Consider the following 17443-nt stretch of genomic DNA (forward strand, 5'->3'; position numbering starts at 1 on the left):
GACCGGCCCCTTCCATGTACGGCCACCGCGTGGGGGCGTTCAGCGCGAGTCGCGGCGCCTCGGGTGCGGTCAGGAGGGAGGTGTCGACCTCGGGCAGCGACAGCTCGACCTGGGACCCCTCGACCCCCGGACTCGCAGGCTGGACGACGTACACGGAGTAGTCGCGCTGGGGGTCGGTGTAGGCGCACGAGGGCACGTTGAACCCCGACCGCTCGTCGAACGCCGGCGTCGGGAGCCGGTGGGCGGGGGCGGCGAGCGCGTCGGCGAGGCCGACGGGGGCCACGAACGCCTGCACGGCCGCCCCGCCCGCTTCCGGGGGGACGGCGCCGCTGATCTCTATCGAGGTGCGTACGCCGTCACGAAAATCAACCTGCCGGACGGCGCCGTAATCCGCGATGAGCTCACCAGCGACCGGCTCGGCCGCAGCTGCGACCGGGGCGCCATGCACCGATCCTGCAACGACGACCAGGCTCGCGCCCGCTGCCATCACTCCACCACTGCGCCGGTGGCTGTCAACTCGTGTCATCACGACCCCCTCGGAACTGGCAGCCGCTCTCGGCCGCCCCCGGCGCAGAGTAGAGGATCCGGCTACGACGACGTCAGCACGGCTGCTCTCAGGCGCAGAGCGACACGAACGCCTCGGCCCGCCGGAACACATCTGGGACACGCCTGCTGGTGATCCAGGAAGCAGCGGGGACCGCGCCCCAGGATCTGTTCTCCCGCTCACTCGAGCGGCCGGCCCGGCCCGCCGTACGACGCACGACGGCCCGCCACCTCTCGCGAGGTGACGGGCCGTCGTGGTGGTGCGGGTGGCGCTCAGGCCTTGCGGAGGCTCCGGAGCACGAACTGCATGATGCCGCCGTTGCGGTAGTAGTTCGCCTCGCCCGGGGTGTCGATGCGGACGACCGCGTCGAACTCCACGTCGCCGGCGGTGACCTTGACCGTCTTGGGCGTGCGGCCCTCGTTGAGCTCGGTGATGCCCGAGATCGCGAAGGTCTCCTCGCCGGTCAGGCCGAGCGACTCGGCGTTCTGGCCCTCGGGGAACTGCAGCGGGATGACGCCCATGCCGATGAGGTTCGAGCGGTGGATGCGCTCGTACGACTCGGCGATGACGGCGCGGACCCCGAGCAGCGACGTGCCCTTGGCGGCCCAGTCGCGCGACGAGCCCGAGCCGTACTCCTTGCCGCAGAGGACGACCAGGGGCGTGCCCGCGGCGGCGTACGCCTCGGAGGCCTCGTAGATCGACGTGACGGGGGCGTCGGCCTGGGTGAAGTCGCGCGTGAAGCCGCCCTCGGTGCCGGGGGCGATCTGGTTGCGCAGCCGGATGTTGGCGAACGTGCCCCGGATCATGACCTCGTGGTTGCCGCGACGCGAGCCGTACGAGTTGAAGTCGCGCTGCTCGACGCCGTGCTCGGCGAGGTACTTGCCGGCGGGCGAGTCCTTCTTGATGGCACCGGCCGGGCTGATGTGGTCGGTGGTCACCGAGTCGCCGAGCTTGAGGAGCACGCGCGCGCCCTCGATGTCGGTGACCGGCGTCGGCTCGGCCGGCATCCCGTCGAAGTAGGGAGGCTTCCGGACGTAGGTCGACTCGGGGTCCCAGGCGAACGTCTTGCCCTCGGGCGTGGGTAGCGACTGCCACGTCTCGTCACCGGCGAAGACGTCCTGGTAGGAGTCGTCGAACATCTTCGAGCTGATCGCCTGCGCGATGGTCTCCTCGACCTCGGCCGGCGACGGCCAGATGTCCTTCATGAACACGTCGTTGCCGTCGGTGTCCTGGCCCAGCGGGTCCTCGAACAGGTCGACGTCCATCGAGCCGGCGAGCGCGTAGGCGACCACCAGCGGCGGGGAGGCGAGGTAGTTCATCTTGATGTCGGGGTTGATCCGACCCTCGAAGTTGCGGTTGCCCGACAGCACCGAGACGACCGCGAGGTCGGCCTCGTTGACCGCGGCCGAGACCTCGGGGATGAGGGGGCCGGAGTTGCCGATGCAGGTCGTGCAGCCGTAGCCGACGAGGTTGAACCCGAGCTTGTCGAGGTACGGCGTGAGGCCCGACTTGTCGTAGTAGTCGCTGACGACCTTGGACCCCGGCGCGAGCGTGGTCTTGACCCACGGCTTGCGGGTGAGGCCCTTCTCGACGGCCTTCTTCGCGAGCAGCGCCGCGCCGATCATGACCGACGGGTTGGACGTGTTCGTGCACGACGTGATCGCCGCGATCGTGACCGCGCCGTGGTCGAGCGTGAACGACGTGCCGTCCTCGAGGGTGACCTCGATCGGGTTGCTCGGACGACCACCGTCCTTCGGCGCCGCCGAGAGGTAGTCCTTCGGCGGGGCCGCCTCGCCGTGGCCGTTGCTGCTGACCGGGTCGGAGGCGGGGAAGGTCTCGGCGACGGACTCGTCGTAGCCGTTCTCCTCGCCGGACTCGTCGACGTAGTCGGCGAGCGCGCCGCGGAACGAGTCCTTGGCGTTGGAGAGCGAGACGCGGTCCTGCGGACGCTTGGGTCCGGCGAGCGACGGGACGACCGTCGAGACGTCGAGCTCGAGCTTCTCGGAGTAGCGCGGCTCGGCGTCGGGGTCGTGCCAGAGGCCCTGGGCCTTGGAGTACTGCTCGACGAGCGCGAGCTGCTCGGCCGAGCGGCCGGTCAGCTTCAGGTAGTCGATCGTCTGCTCGTCGATCGGAAAGACCGCGATGGTCGAGCCGAACTCGGGGCTCATGTTGCCGATCGTGGCGCGGTTGGCCAGCGGCAGCGCGGAGACGCCCGGGCCGTAGAACTCGACGAACTTGCCGACGACGCCGTGCTTGCGCAGCATCTCGGTGATCGTGAGCACCAGGTCGGTCGCCGTCGTGCCCTCGGGCAGGTCGCCGTTGAGCTTGAAGCCGACCACGCGCGGGATGAGCATCGACACGGGCTGGCCGAGCATCGCGGCCTCGGCCTCGATGCCGCCGACGCCCCAGCCGACCACGCCGATGCCGTTGACCATCGTGGTGTGGGAGTCGGTGCCGACGCAGGTGTCGGGGTAGGCCTGCAGCTCGCCGTCGACCTCGCGGGTGAAGATCGTGCGCGCCAGGTGCTCGATGTTGACCTGGTGGACGATGCCGGTGCCGGGCGGGACGACCTTGAAGTCGTCGAACGCGCCCTGGCCCCAGCGCAGGAACTGGTAGCGCTCGCGGTTGCGCTCGTACTCGATCTCGACGTTGCGCTCGAACGCCTCGGGCGTGCCGAAGACGTCGGCGATGACGGAGTGGTCGATGACCATCTCGGCCGGCGCGAGCGGGTTGATCTTGGTCGGGTCGCCGCCGAGGTCGGCCATCGCCTCACGCATGGTGGCGAGGTCGACGACGCACGGGACGCCGGTGAAGTCCTGCATGATCACGCGCGCCGGCGTGAACTGGATCTCCTTGCTGGGGTCCGCGTCCGCGTCCCACCCGGCGATCGCCTTGATGTCGTCGGCCGTGATGTCGGCGCCGTCCTCGGTGCGCAGGAGGTTCTCCAGCAGCACCTTGAGCGAGAAGGGGAGCGAGTCGACGTCCAGCCCCTCGCCCTTGACCGCGTCGAGACGGAAGATCTCGTACGACGTGCCGTTCACGTCCAGGGTGCTCTTGGCACCGAAGCTGTCCTGACTTGCCACAGTCACTCTCCTCGATCCGCTGGGGTTCGCGCGCTCCCGACCATCTTGCCGCCGCCCCGGCGGGCCTTCATAGGAAGGCTGCCCTTACTTCCGGCGTACGGTGTCGGTGCGGTTTATCTCGACATCAAGATACACGATGTGAAGGTTGATCCGAATCGGATGCCTTGGTTTCCCCGGCCGACCGGGGAAATCAGGACTGGGGGGTCAATGCATTGCCCGCCCGGTCACGGTTTCCCCGGCCGACCGGGGAAACCGGGAGCGAGCTCAGACCACATCCCTCAACCTGCAGGCGTCAGTCGGTCAGCCCGGGGTCGGAGGCCGGGGCCGGCTCGAGGAGCGCGACGCACTCCACGTGGTGGGTCATGGGGAAGAGGTCGAACGCCCGCAGCTGGCGCAGCACGTAGCCACGCTCGGCGAAGAGCGCCACGTCGCGGGCCAGCGCCGCGGGGTCGCAGGCGACGTACGCGACCGCTCGGGGCCGACGGGCGACGACCTGCTCGACGACGACCCGCTTGGCACCCTCGCGGGGCGGGTCGAGCACCACGAGGTCCACGGTCTCCGGGGCCTCGCCCGCGGCGAGCACCGTCGCCACGTCGCCGGTGACCGCGGAGGCGAGCCCCGGCACGTCCGCGAGGTTGTCGGTCGCGTACGACGACGCCGCGGCGTCGCCCTCGACGGAGACCACCGACCCGTCGGGACCCAGAGCCTCGGCGAGGAAGCGGGCGAAGAGGCCCACCCCGCCGTACAGGTCGAGGGCCGACTCCCCCGCCCGGGGCTCGAGCATCTCGAGCACGGTGGCCACGAGCGTGCCGGGCGCACCGGGGTGGACCTGCCAGAAGCCGTCGGCGGCGACGGCGAAGCGCTGCTCGCCGAGCGGCTCGACCCCGACGGTCTCGACGAGGGTGCCGGGCTGCGGCTCGCGTGCGTCGGGGTGCGCGATGCGGCACGCGTCGACGCGGACGACGTCGTGGGACCGGTGCTTGCGCATGCCGCGGCCGCCGTCGGGCAGAGCGACGTACCGCACCCGTGTGCGCCACCGCAGGCCCGCCGCCTGCTCCGGGAGGTCGCCCTCGACGGCCTCGACCTCGACGTCGAGCTCCAGGCCGGCGAGGCGCCGCAGCTGCTCGGCGACCACGTCCGCCTTGAGGGTGCGCTGGTGGGCGAAGTCGACGTGCTGGAAGTCGCAGCCGCCGCAGGCGTCGGGGCCCGCGAACGGGCACGGCGCCTCGACGCGGTGGGCGGACGGTGTCACCACTTCGACGGCGTCACCGCGCCAGAAGCTGTCGCCGTCGGCCCCCTCGGTGATCTCGACGACCACCTGCTCGCCCGGCAGCGCGTGGCGGGTGAAGACGACGCGGAGCCTCTCCTCGCCCTCCGGCTGCACGCGCACGACGCAGTGGCCGCCGTGGGCGACCGGCCCGACCTCGGCGACGTACCGCTCCCCGACTCGCGACCGTCCGCGGGGCGCGCGCGTGCGGTTCTGGCGACCCTGCGGTCGGCCGCGCCGGGAGGACCGCTGCGGCCGGCCCGGCTGCTGACCGCTCACCGGTGCACCTGCCGGTCGTCGTCGCGCTCCTGCACGCGTCCGCGGCGCAGGTCGCCGGCCTGGACCCGGGACTGGCCGCGCTTGCGGCGCTCGAGGGCCACGGCGGAGGAGGCCAGCTGGAACGGCACGGAGGTCACCATGACGCCCGGGGTGAAGAGCAGCCGGCCCTTGAGGCGCAGCGCGGTCTGGTTGTGGAGCAGCTGCTCCCACCAGTGGCCCACGACGTACTCGGGGATGTAGACGGCCACGACGCCGCGCGGGTTCGCCCGGCGGATCTCCACGGCGTAGTCGACGATGGGCCGCACGAGCTCGCGGTACGGCGAGTGCAGCACCTTGAGCGGCACGTCGATGTTGCGCTTGTCCCACTGGGCGAGCAGCTTGTCGGTCTCCCCGGTCTCGGTGGAGACGCAGACCGCCTCGAGCACGTTCGGGCGCGACGCCTTGGCGTAGGCCAGCGCCCGCAGCGTCGGCTTGTGGAGCTTGGAGACGAGGACGATCGCGTGCACCCGCGTGGGCAGCACCTTGTCGCCCTCCTCGATCTCGAGCTCGTCGGAGACCCGGTCGTAGTGGCGGCGGATCGCGCGCATGAGGAAGAAGAAGCCGAGCATCGCGAGGATCGTGATCCAGGCACCCTCGGTGAACTTGGTGACGAGCACGATCACCAGCACGACGGCCGTGAACGCGAGGCCGATCGTGTTGATGACGCGGGAGCGCTGCATCTTCCGGCGCACCGCCGGGTCCTTCTCCGTCAGCAGGTGGCGCGTCCAGTGGCGGATCATGCCGAGCTGGCTCAGGTTGAAGGAGACGAAGACGCCGACGATGTAGAGCTGGATGAGGCGGGTCGTCTCGGCGTCGAAGGCGACGATGAGCACGATGGCCATGACGGCGAGGAAGACGATGCCGTTGCTGTAGGCGAGGCGGTCGCCGCGCGAGCCGAACGAGCGGGGCGCGAACCCGTCCTTCGCCAGGATCGAGCCGAGCACCGGGAAGCCGTTGAAGGCCGTGTTGGCGGCCAGCACCAGGATGATGCCCGTCATCGTGACGACGAGGTAGAACCCGGGCGGGAAGTCGGCGAACAGCGCCCGGGCGATCTGGGCGATCACGGTGTGCTGGTCGTAGTCGCCCGGCAGGGCGTCGCCCGAGGGGGTGCGCAGCCGGTCGAGCTCGTGCGGGTCGACGTAGCGCAGCCCCATCTCGCGGGCCAGCAGGATCACCGAGAGCATCATCGTGATCGCGATGCCACCGAGCATGAGCAGCGTGGACGCCGCGTTGGTGCTCTTCGGCCGTCGGAACGCCGGCACGCCGTTGGAGATCGCCTCGACGCCCGTCAGCGCCGCGCAGCCCGACGAGAACGCCCGGGCGAGCAGGAAGATCATGGCGAACTGCGTCAGCGGCTCCTCGAAGCCCGGGCGCGGCACCACCTCGAGGTGGGCGCTCTCGACCTCGGGCAGCGTCCCCGTCACGAACCGGTAGCCGCCGTAGACCGCCATCACGAAGATCGCGACCATGAACGCGTACGTCGGCACGGCGAAGTAGCTGCCGGACTCGCGGATGCCCCGCAGGTTGATGGCCATGAGCAGCACCACCAGCGCCGACGCGAAGAGCACCTCGTGACCCGAGAGGAACGGGATCGCCGCCGCGGCGTACTGCGAGCCGGAGGAGATCGACACCGCCACCGTCAGCACGTAGTCGACCAGCAGCGCGCTCGCCACCGTCGTACCGGCCGTCGGGCCCAGGTTGACGCTGGCGACCTCGTAGTCGCCGCCGCCGCTCGGGTAGGCGTGGACGGTCTGCCGGTACGACGCGATGACCGCCGCCATCACCATCGCGACGGCGATGCCGATCCAGGGCGAGAACGCGTACGACGTCGCCCCCGCGATGGAGAGCATGATGAAGACCTCGTCGGGCGCGTACGCCACGGAGGACAACGCGTCGCTGGCGAAGACGGGAAGCGCAATGCGCTTCGGGAGGAGAGTTTCCCCGAGCTGGGAGCTGCGGAGCTTGCGGCCCAGCAGGATCCTCTTCGAGGCGTCGGCGAGACCCACGAGGCGCGATGGTACGCCCGGACGGTGGCCGATGGGCGATTCCGCGAACACCGTCCACTTGATGCGTGCCACTCCCCACGTCCCGGGGGCGGGCCCGTCGTGCGTCGATCGCGGCGAAGGTCACGAGGCGGCGTCGCGCGGACGTTCCGCTGGAGTACGGTTCCGCGTGTGCATGTCGTGATCATGGGCTGTGGCCGCGTCGGTTCGACGCTCGCCCGCAGCCTCGAGGACCGCAACCACACGGTGTCGGTCATCGACGTCTCGGCGGAGGCCTTCCGCCGGCTCGGGCCGTCCTTCAACGGCGACAAGGTGACGGGCCTCGGCTTCGACCGCAAGGTGCTGACCAAGGCCGGCATCAAGCGCGCCGACGCCTTCGCCGCCGTCTCCAGCGGCGACAACTCGAACATCATCGCGGCCCGCGTGGCCCGCGAGTCGTTCGGCATCGAGCAGGTCGTCGCCCGCATCTACGACCCCGGCCGCGCCGAGGTCTACCAGCGCCTCGGCATCACCACGGTCGCGACCGTGAAGTGGACGGCCGACCAGGTCCTGCGCCGGCTGCTGCCGGCCGGCGCCGAGCCGGACTTCCGGGACCCGTCGGGCACGATCCGGCTCGACCAGGTGCCGGCCCCCGGCCCGTGGGTCGGCCACCGGACCGTCGCCTTCCAGGAGCAGACGAGGTCGCGCATCGCGTGGATCGACAGGCTCGGCGAGGGCATGCTGCCCCACCGCGAGTCGGTCATCCAGGAGGGCGACCTGCTCCACCTGGTGATGCGCGAGGAGAACGCCGCGCACGCCTACCAGACCATCACCCGCGGACCGGAGGAGAGCTGATGCGCGTCGCCATCGCGGGTGCGGGTGCCGTCGGGCGCTCCGTGGCCGCCGAGCTCATCGGCAACGGGCACGAGGTGCTCCTCATCGACAAGGCGGCCGAGGCCATCCGCCCGGAACGCGTCGCGGAGGCCGAGTGGCTGCTCGCCGACTGCTGCGAGCTCTCCTCGCTCGAGGAGGCGCGGCTCGACCAGTGCGACGTCGTCATCGCCGCCACCGGTGACGACAAGGCCAACCTCGTCGCCTCGCTGCTGGCGAAGACCGAGTTCGGCGTGCCCCGCACGGTGGGCCGCGTCAACCACCCCGACAACGAGTGGCTGTTCAACGAGGCGTGGGGCGTGGACGTCAGCGTCTCGACGCCGCGCATCATGTCGGCGCTCGTGGAGGAGGCCGTCGCGGTCGGCGACCTCGTGCGGCTCTTCACCTTCCGCCAGGGCCAGGCCAACCTCGTCGAGCTCACGCTGCCGGAGGACTCGCCGTACGTCGGCAAGCCCTCGGGCCTCGTGCCGTTCCCGGACAACTGCGCGCTCGTCACGATCCTGCGCGACGGGCAGGTCTACACGCCCGACAAGGAGCAGCCCCTCGAGGCCGGCGACGAGCTGCTGTTCGTCATCCCCACCGAGCTCGAGGACGACCTCGAGCGCCTGCTCGCCCCCGCCACGCACTCCTGAGCGCCGGCCGGGCCGACCCCTCGGACGCAGATCGCGGTAGGTGGTACCCGTTCGACGGGTGCCACCTACCGCGATCGGTGGAGCGGTCAGGCCTGGATCAGGCCCGGATCAGCCCTGGGGCGCCTCGGCCGGCGCCGCGGCGGCGGGCTTCGCGGGTACGGCGTCCACCCCCGCCTCCTTGCGCTGCGCGCTGGTGATCGGCGCCGGCGCGGCCGTCAGCGGGTCGACGCCGCCGCCCGACTTCGGGAACGCGATCACCTCGCGGATCGAGTCGACGCCCGCGAGGAGCGCGACGATCCGGTCCCAGCCGAACGCGATGCCGCCGTGCGGGGGCGCGCCGTACTTGAACGCCTCGAGCAGGAAGCCGAACTTCTCCTCGGCCTCCGCCTCGTCGAGGCCCATGATCGCGAAGACGCGCTTCTGGACGTCCTCGCGGTGGATACGGATCGACCCGCCGCCGATCTCGTTGCCGTTGCAGACGATGTCGTAGGCCCAGGCGAGCGCGTTGCCGGGGTCGGCGTCGAAGGCGTCGAGGTCCTTGGGCGAGGTGAAGGCGTGGTGCACGGCCGTCCAGGCCCCGGAGCCCACGGCGACGTCGCCGGCGGCGGTGGCGTCACCGGCCGGCTCGAAGAGCGGGGCGTCGACGACCCAGAGGAAGCTCCAGGCCGACTCGTCGATGAGGCCGCCGCGGCGACCGATCTCGAGACGGGCGGCGCCGAGGAGCGCGCGCATCGCCTTCGTGGGGCCGGCGCTGAAGAAGATGCAGTCGCCGGGCGCGGCACCGACGTGGGCGGCGAGGCCGGCCTTCTCGGTGTCGGAGAGGTTCTTGGCGACGGGGCCGGTCAGCTCGCCGTCCTCCTGCACCAGCACGTAGGCCAGTCCGCGGGCCCCGCGCTGCTTGGCCCACTCCTGCCAGGCGTCGAGCTGCTTGCGGGGCTGCGAGGCGCCGCCGGGCATCACGACCGCGCCGACGTACTCGGCCTGGAAGACGCGGAAGGTCGTGTCCTTGAAGTAGTCGGTGCACTCGACGAGCTCCTGGCCCATGCGCAGGTCGGGCTTGTCGGAGCCGAAGCGGCGCATGGCCTCGGCGTACGTCATGCGCGGCAGCGGCGTCGGCACGTCGTACCCGATCAGCTTCCACAGCGCCGAGACGATCTGCTCGCCGAGGGCGATGACGTCGTCCTGCTCGACGAAGCTCATCTCGATGTCGAGCTGGGTGAACTCGGGCTGGCGGTCGGCGCGGAAGTCCTCGTCGCGGTAGCAGCGCGCGATCTGGTAGTAGCGCTCCATGCCGGCGACCATCAGCAGCTGCTTGAACAGCTGCGGGCTCTGCGGCAGGGCGTACCAGCTGCCCGGGCGCAGGCGGGCGGGCACCAGGAAGTCGCGGGCGCCCTCGGGCGTCGAGCGGGTCAGCGTCGGGGTCTCGATCTCCACGAAGTCGTGGCCCTCGAGCACCTCGCGAGCGGCCTTGTTGACCTTGCTGCGCAGGCGCAGGGCGTCGCCCGGGCCGCTGCGGCGCAGGTCGAGGTAGCGGTGGCGCAGGCGCGCCTCCTCACCGATCTCGCCGGCGCTGTGGCCGGACTCGTCGATCGGGAACGGCAGGGGCGCGCTGGCGCTGAGCACCTCGACGGTCTCGGCCACGACCTCGATCTCGCCCGAGGGCAGGTTCGGGTTGGCGTTGCCCTCGGGGCGGAGCCCGACGGTGCCGACGACCTTCACGCAGTACTCGTTGCGCAGGCCACCGGCGACCTCCTCGTCGCGGACGACGACCTGGGCGACGCCGCTGGCCTCACGGAGGTCGAGGAACGCGACCCCGCCGTGATCGCGGCGCCTCGCCACCCACCCGGTGAGGGTGACGGTCTGGCCGACGTGCTCGGCGCGCAGGGCGCCGGCGTCATGGGTGCGGATCACGGGGTCTTCTCCTGGAGGTCGGTCGTGCGGGGTGATGTCTCGTCGTGCGGGCGGAGCACCTGCGGGCGCAGGTCCTGCTCCGATGGTGTCCACGCGTGGGGGTCGGCGTCCACCTGGTTCCCGCTGCGGATGTCCTTGACCTGGTCGCGGGCCGGGACCCCGTCGTCGTCCCCGGGAGTGCCGGGGAACCAGACGAACGGGATGCCGCGGCGCTCGGCGTACCGGATCTGCTTGCCGAACTTGGCCGCGGTGGCCGCGACCTCGCACGGGATCCCGCGGGCGCGCAGGGCGTCGGCGACGGCGTCGCTCGCCGGGCGCGACTCCTCGTCGGTGAGCGCGACCAGCACGGCGCTCGGCACCGACCGGCTCCCCACCACGACGCCGCGGGAGATCAGGGGCACGAGCACGCGGGAGACGCCCAGCGAGATCCCGACGCCGGGGTACGTCGTACGCCCGTCGCTCGCGAGCGCGTCGTAGCGACCGCCGGAGCAGATCGAGCCCATCGACTCGTAGCCGTCGAGGCGGGTCTCGAAGACCGTGCCCGTGTAGTAGTCGAGGCCGCGGGCGATCGAGAGGTCGGCGGTGATGCGCACGTGCTCGTCGGCCAGGGGCGCGCAGGCCCGCATGAGGTCGCCGAGCTCGGCCAGGCCCTCGTCGAGGAGGTCGTGGCTGACGCCGAGGGCCCGCACCTGCGCCACGAGCCCGTCGTCGTCGCTGCGGATGCTCGCCAGCTCGAGGCAGGCGTCGGCCTGCTCGGGGGTCGCGCCCGCGTCGGCGACGAGCATCTCGCGCACACGCGCGGCGGGCACCTTGTCGAGCTTGTCGACCAGGCGCATGACCTCGTCGACGTCCGTGAGCCCGAGGCCGGCGTAGAAGCCCTGGATGAGCTTGCGGTTGTTGACCTGCAGGCGGAAGCCGGGCAGCCCGACCACGTCGGGGCGCGCCAGCCGGCGGAGCGCGTCGAGCATGACGCGGGTGACCTCGACGTCGTGGTGGAACGGCAGGGTGTCGCGGCCGATCACGTCGATGTCGGCCTGCGTGAACTCGCGGTAGCGCCCGTCCTGGGGACGCTCGCCGCGCCACACCTTCTGGATCTGGAAGCGCCGGAACGGGAACTCGAGCTTGCCGGCGTTCTCGAGCACGTAGCGGGCGAACGGCACGGTGAGGTCGAAGTGAAGCCCCATGCCGGAGTCCGCGGACGCGTCGGTCTCCTGGAGCCGGCGCAGCACGTAGACCTCCTTGGAGGTGTCGCCCTTGCGCAGCAGCTGGTCGAGGGGCTCGACCGCGCGGGTCTCGACGCCCGCGAACCCGTGCAGCTCGAAGGTACGGCGCAGCGTGTCGACGACCAGCTGCTCGACGACGCGCTCGGCCGGCAGCAGCTCGGGGAACCCGCTCAGCTTGGTGGGCTTGCTCATCTGGTGGTGGCTCGCTCTCTACAGACCGCGGGTCACGCGGCCGGTCGCCCCGTCGGGGCCGGTCTCGATCAGCTCGAGGAGGTAGGGATTGGTGGCGCGCTCGCGCCCGATGGAGGTCTGCTCGCCGTGGCCGGGGAGCACGACGATGTCGTCGGCGAGCGGCAGCACCTTGCTGGTCAGGGTGCGCAGCATCGTCGGGTGGTCGCCACCCGGCAGGTCGGTCCGTCCGATGGAGCCCGCAAACAGCAGGTCGCCGGCGAACATGACCTCCGAGATCTCCGCCTGGCCGCCCGCGGCGCCGTACGGCGTGCGGAACGTGACGGACCCCTCGGTGTGGCCCGGGGTGTGGTCGACGACGAACTCGAGGCCGGCCAGCTCGATGGTGGTGAGGTCGGCCAGCTCCTCCACGCGGTCGGGCTCGACGAACTCGTGGGTGCCGCCCAGCAGCATCGCGGCGCTCTCGCGCGAGATGCCCGCCATCGGGTCGGCCAGCAGGTGCCGGTCACGCGGGTGGATGTAGGCGGTGGCGTCGTAGGCGCCGGCCACGGGGGTCACCGACCACATGTGGTCGATGTGGCCGTGGGTCAGCAGGACGGCGACGGGCTTGAGGTTGTTCTCCCGCACCACCTGCTCGACGCCCGCCGTGGCGTTCTGCCCGGGGTCGACGACGACGCACTCGGCACCCGTGCCCGTCGCGACGACGTAGCAGTTGGTGCCCCAGGAGCCTGCGGGGAATCCGGCGATGAACACCACGGCAGACTACCGAGCCGCGGGGTCCCGACGCACAGTGGCCGCGACGAGCCGAGGCGTGCGCGCCCCAGGTGCCCCGCGCATGACTAGCATGGGCGCAGGCAGGAGCGCGTCGACGACGCGGCACCCTGCGGCAAGCCGACGGCGAGCGAGCGAAGAGGACGACCAGTGACGGGTCAAGAGTGGGGACGGGTCGACGAGGACGGCACGGTCTACGTGCGCACCTCCGAGGGTGAGAGGTCGGTCGGGCAGTACCCGGTCGGGTCGGCCGCCGAGGCCCTCAAGTTCTTCACGGACCGGTACGACGCCCTCGTGTTCGAGGTCGAGCTGCTGGAGAAGCGCATCGCGAGCGGCGTGCTGAGCCCCGAGGACGCCGGCTCCGCCGTCGCCAAGGTGCGCGGCAGCGTGACCGACGCGAACGCCGTGGGCGACCTCGAGGGCCTGCTGAAGCGGGTCGAGGGCCTCACGGGCGCCGTCGATGCGCAGCGGGAGGCCAAGAAGGCCGAGCGGGCCGAGAAGGTCGCCGCCGCGAAGGTCGAGAAGGAGCGCATCGCCGCCGAGGCCGAGAAGCTCGCGGAGAGCGACGACTGGCGCAACGGCGCCAACCGCCTGCGCGACCTGCTCGAGGAGTGGAAGGCGCTCCCCCGCCTCGACCGCGCCTCCGACGACACGCTGTGGCGACGGTTCTCCGGCGCGCGCACGACGTACACCCGCCGCCGCAAGGCGCACTTCGCGCAGCTCAACGAGAAGCGCGAGGGCGCCCGATCGGTGAAGGAGCGGCTCGCCACGGAGGCCGAGTCGCTGGCCGACTCCACCGACTGGGGTGCCACCGCCGGACGCTTTCGCGACCTCATGCGCGACTGGAAGGCCGCCGGCCCCGCGCCGCGCGACGTCGACGAGGCCCTCTGGCGTCGCTTCCGGGGCGCGCAGGACACGTTCTTCGGCAACCGCGACGCGGCCAACTCGGCGCTCGACGCCGAGTTCGCCGGCAACGCCGAGGTCAAGGAGAAGCTGCTCGTCGAGGCCGAGGCGCTGCTGCCGGTGACCGACCTGGACGCCGCGAAGCGCGCGTTCCGCGACCTCGCCGACCGCTGGGACGCGGCCGGCAAGGTGCCGCGCGACCGGATCAAGGACCTCGAGGCGCGCATGCGCAAGGTCGAGCAGGCCATCCGGGGCGTCGAGGACGACCAGTGGAAGAAGTCGGACCCCGAGAAGTCCGCCCGCGCCAACGACATGGTCACCAAGCTCGAGACCGCGATCGCCGAGGTCGAGGCCGAGCTGGAGCAGGCCCGGGCGGCCGGCAACGCGAAGAAGGTGGCCGACCTCGAGAGCAACCTGGCGTCGCGCCAGATGTTCCTCGACGCCGCCCGCCGCGCCTCCGAGGACTTCGGGGGCTGAGCCCCGCGTCGTACGACGCCAGCACGACCCAGTGGGGGATCCGACGCACCTGGTGCGTCGGATCTTTCGCTTCGGGGCGGTCGGGCGGGTGCCGGTTTCACCGGCTAGGTGACGAACCCCGCACCTGGCGCGCGAACCTTCGTCCGCCCGGTGCTGGTTTCACCGGCTAGCCGGTGAAACCGGCAGCCCGCCGGCTACTGCGTGACGCGGTAGGCGTCGAAGACGCCCGGCACGGTCCGGACGGCGCGGAGCACGGAGTCGAGGTGCTTGGCGTCGGCCATCTCGAACGTGAACCGGCTCTTGGCCACCCGGTCGCGCGTCGTGCTGAGCGAGGCGCTGAGGATGTTCACGTGCACGTCCGACAGCACCATCGTGATGTCGGAGAGCAGGCGGGCCCGGTCGAGGGCCTCGACCTGGATGTTGACGAGGAAGGTCGACTGGGCGGTCGGGGCCCACTCGACGTCGACGAGCCGCTCGGGCTGGCTGGTGAGGCTCGACGCGTTCGTGCAGTCGCGGCGGTGCACCGACACGCCGCCGCCCTTGGTGACGAAGCCCAGGATCGGGTCGGGCGGCACGGGCGTGCAGCACTTCGCGAGCTTGGCCCAGACGTCGGCGGCACCCACGACGAGCACGCCGGAGTCGCTCGAGCTCGACGCGGCCTTCGACCGGCGGCGGTTGGTGATGGTGACGCCCTCGGAGAGGTCCTCCCGGGCGCCCTCGACGCCGCCGTGGACCTCGATCACGCGTCGTACGACGGCCTGGGCCGAGAGGTTGCCCTCGCCCACCGCGGCGTAGAGCGCCGTGATGTCGGCCAGCTTGAAGTGCACCGCCGCCAGGTTGAGGGCTTCGGCGGACATGAGGCGCTTGAGGGGCAGACCCTCCTTGCGCATCAGCTTGGCGATCTGGTCCTTGCCGCGCTCGATGGCCTCCTCGCGGCGCTCCTTCGTGAACCACGCCCGGATCTTCGAGCGGGCGCGCGGCGACTGGACGAAGCCCAGCCAGTCGCGCGACGGAGCGGCGTTCGGCGCCTTCGAGGTGAAGACCTCGACCACGTCGCCGTTGTCGAGCGTCGACTCGAGCGGCACGAGGCGGCCGTTCACGCGCGAGCCGATCGTGTGGTGGCCGACCTCGGTGTGCACGGCGTAGGCGAAGTCGACCGGGGTGGCGCCCGTGGGGAGCGCGATGACGTCGCCGCGGGGCGTGAAGACGTATACCTCGGCCTGGTTGATCTCGAAGCGCAGGGAGTCCAGGAACTCGCCCGGATCCTCGACCTCGCTCTGCCAGTCGAGCAGCTGGCGCACCCACGTCATGTCGTCGACGTCGGCACGCCGCTCGGTGTCGACGCCGGTGCGGCCGTCCTCCTTGTACTTCCAGTGGGCGGCCACGCCGTACTCGGCGCGACGGTGCATGCCGTAGGTGCGGATCTGGATCTCGACCGGCTTGCCCTGCGGACCGATGACCGTCGTGTGCAGCGACTGGTACATGTTGAACTTCGGCATCGCGACGTAGTCCTTGAACCGGCCGAGCACCGGGTTCCACCGCTGGTGGACCGTGCCCATGACCGTGTAGCACTCCCGGTCCTCCTCGACGAGGACCCGGATGCCGACCAGGTCGTAGATGTCGGTGAACTCGCGGCCACCGACGATCATCTTCTGGTAGATCGAGTAGTAGTGCTTCGGCCGGCCCGACACGGTCGCCTTGATCTTGGCGTCCTTGAGGTCCTGGGTGACGGCCGCGATGACCTCGGCGAGGAACTGGTCGCGCGACGGGGCGCGGTCGGCCACCATCCGGACGATCTCGTCGTAGATCTTCGGGTGGAGCGTGGCGAACGCGAGGTCCTCCAGCTCCCACTTGAGGGTGTTCATGCCGAGCCGGTGGGCCAGCGGCGCGAAGATGTCGAGCGTCTCGCGGGCCTTGCGCTCCTGCGTCTCCTGCTTGACGTAGCGCAGCGTGCGCATGTTGTGGAGCCGGTCGGCGAGCTTGATGACGAGCACCCGGATGTCGCGGGCCATCGCCACGATCATCTTGCGGATGGTCTCGGCCTGGGCAGAGTCGCCGTACTGGACCTTGTCGAGCTTCGTGACGCCGTCGACCAGGCGGGCGACCTCGTCGCCGAAGTCGGCGCGCAGCTCGTCGAGGGTGTACGGCGTGTCCTCCACCGTGTCGTGCAGCAGCGCGGCGACGAGCGTCGGCTCGGTCATGCCGATCTCGGCGAGGATCGTCGTCACCGCGAGCGGGTGGGTGATGTAGGGGTCGCCGCTCTTGCGCATCTGCGTGCCGTGCACGCGCTCGGCCGTCACGTACGCCCGCTCGATCAGCGCGAGGTCGGCCTTCGGGTGGTTGGCCCGGACCGCGCGGAACAGCGGCTCGAGCACCGGGTTGCCGGGCTGGCTGCGGGTGCCGATGCGCGCGAGGCGGGCCCGCATGCTGCGCGCCGACGTGATGCTGTCGGTGCTGCGCACCGGGATCGGCGCCTCCTCGGCGACACGCTCCGTGCCGGCGGGGCGCGGGGGTGCCAGGGGCGTGCGTCGCGAGCGCTGGCGGGACCCCGGGTCGGCGGTTCCGGGCTCGGTGGCGGCCTGCGTCTCCTGCTCGCGCGTGCCGGACCGGTCCTCACTCACCTTCGTGAGTCTAGGTCCTCCCACGGCGTGCTCGTGACCGGCCGGTTCAGACCCGCGCGAGCGCGAGGAGCGGCAGCTCTCCGACGGCGTCGCGCCCGGGCAGGAACGTCAGCTCGAGGAGCATCGCGAAGCCGACCACGACGCCCCCGCAGCGCTCGACCAGCGACTTCGTCGCCGCTGCCGTGCCACCCGTGGCGAGCACGTCGTCGACGACGAGCACCCGCTCCCCCGGCGTGATCCCGTCCTGGTGCAGCGCGAGCGTCGCGCTGCCGTACTCGAGGTCGTACGTCGCCTCGTGGGTCGCGCGCGGCAGCTTGCCCGTCTTGCGCACGGGCACGAACCCGACACCGAGCAGCTGGGCGACGGGGGTGCCGAAGAGGAAGCCGCGGGCCTCCATGCCGACCACCTTGTCGACGACCACCGTGCCGTCGGCGTCGCGGCCGAGCGTCGCGAGAGCGGCGACCACCGCGGCGAAGCCGGCCGGGTCGGCCAGCAGGGGCGAGACGTCCTTGAACACCACCCCGGCCTCGGGGAAGTCCGGCACGTCGACGACCAGGCGCTCGATCGCCTCGCGGGCGGCCTCGACCACCGGGTCGCCCGCCGGGTGGGTCTGCGTCGTCGGTTCGCTCAT

Annotated in this window: 12 protein-coding genes; 3 read left to right on the forward strand and 9 right to left on the reverse strand. The window is 71.3% G+C overall.

What is annotated here, in order from left to right:
- The 4 genes from K329_RS26755 to K329_RS0113505 all read right to left on the reverse strand — a co-directional run.
- Positions 1-295 (reverse strand): hypothetical protein (locus K329_RS26755; RefSeq protein ID WP_043643594.1); only part of this gene is annotated, 295 nt, incomplete at its 3' end.
- Positions 296-816: 521 nt separating this feature from the next.
- Entirely contained in the window at positions 817-3627 is a 2811-nt protein-coding gene (locus K329_RS0113495) for an aconitate hydratase (protein WP_028473463.1), read from the reverse strand.
- A gap of 292 nt (positions 3628-3919) precedes the next feature.
- Positions 3920-5173 carry a class I SAM-dependent RNA methyltransferase gene (locus K329_RS0113500; RefSeq protein WP_028473464.1) on the reverse strand — a complete coding sequence of 418 codons (1254 nt, stop codon included), beginning with the start codon at positions 5171-5173 and terminating at the stop codon, positions 3920-3922.
- Positions 5170-7218 carry an APC family permease gene (locus K329_RS0113505; protein ID WP_028473465.1) on the reverse strand — a complete coding sequence of 683 codons (2049 nt, stop codon included), beginning with the start codon at positions 7216-7218 and terminating at the stop codon, positions 5170-5172. Before K329_RS0113505 ends, K329_RS0113500 begins: the two co-directional genes overlap by 4 nt.
- Positions 7219-7386: 168 nt before the next feature.
- Here K329_RS0113505 and K329_RS0113510 point away from each other — a divergent pair, with 168 nt between their 5' ends.
- Together K329_RS0113510 and K329_RS0113515 are read left to right on the forward strand one after the other, a co-directional pair.
- Positions 7387-8049, forward strand: a complete 663-nt coding sequence (locus K329_RS0113510; RefSeq protein ID WP_028473466.1) for a potassium channel family protein — start codon at positions 7387-7389, stop codon at positions 8047-8049.
- Complete coding sequence (locus K329_RS0113515) at positions 8049-8717, forward strand: potassium channel family protein (RefSeq protein WP_028473467.1); 669 nt, start codon at positions 8049-8051, stop codon at positions 8715-8717. Before K329_RS0113510 ends, K329_RS0113515 begins: the two co-directional genes overlap by 1 nt.
- A 108-nt stretch (positions 8718-8825) precedes the next feature.
- Here the strand turns inward: K329_RS0113515 and aspS are convergent, their stop codons facing one another.
- The 3 genes from aspS to K329_RS0113530 are packed head-to-tail and all read right to left on the reverse strand — an operon-like array spanning position 8826 to position 12793.
- Positions 8826-10628, reverse strand: coding sequence for an aspartate--tRNA ligase (gene aspS, locus K329_RS0113520; protein ID WP_028473468.1), 1803 nt, complete (start codon positions 10626-10628; stop codon positions 8826-8828).
- Positions 10625-12043: a histidine--tRNA ligase gene (gene hisS / locus K329_RS26760; RefSeq protein WP_052336875.1), complete on the reverse strand. Its 1419-nt coding sequence runs from the start codon at positions 12041-12043 to the stop codon at positions 10625-10627. Before hisS ends, aspS begins: the two co-directional genes overlap by 4 nt.
- 18 nt (positions 12044-12061) lie before the next feature.
- Complete coding sequence (locus K329_RS0113530; RefSeq protein ID WP_028473469.1) at positions 12062-12793, reverse strand: MBL fold metallo-hydrolase; 732 nt, start codon at positions 12791-12793, stop codon at positions 12062-12064.
- A gap of 168 nt (positions 12794-12961) precedes the next feature.
- On the opposite strand from K329_RS0113530, the gene K329_RS0113535 reads away from it, so the two are divergent.
- The gene (locus K329_RS0113535; RefSeq protein WP_028473470.1) at positions 12962-14191 is read left to right on the forward strand and encodes a DUF349 domain-containing protein; all 1230 of its coding nucleotides are present in this window, start codon (positions 12962-12964) and stop codon (positions 14189-14191) included.
- 194 nt (positions 14192-14385) lie between these two features.
- Here the strand turns inward: K329_RS0113535 and K329_RS0113540 are convergent, their stop codons facing one another.
- Together K329_RS0113540 and K329_RS0113545 are read right to left on the reverse strand one after the other, a co-directional pair.
- Positions 14386-16617 (reverse strand): RelA/SpoT family protein, encoded by a 2232-nt coding sequence (locus tag K329_RS0113540; RefSeq protein ID WP_028473471.1) that lies wholly within the window; start codon positions 16615-16617, stop codon positions 14386-14388.
- A 241-nt stretch (positions 16618-16858) separates the two neighbouring features.
- Entirely contained in the window at positions 16859-17443 is a 585-nt protein-coding gene (locus K329_RS0113545; RefSeq protein ID WP_052336876.1) for an adenine phosphoribosyltransferase, read from the reverse strand.

This window comes from Nocardioides alkalitolerans DSM 16699, assembly GCF_000426525.1.
In the GTDB taxonomy this organism is placed as follows: Bacteria; Actinomycetota; Actinomycetes; order Propionibacteriales; family Nocardioidaceae; genus Nocardioides; species Nocardioides alkalitolerans.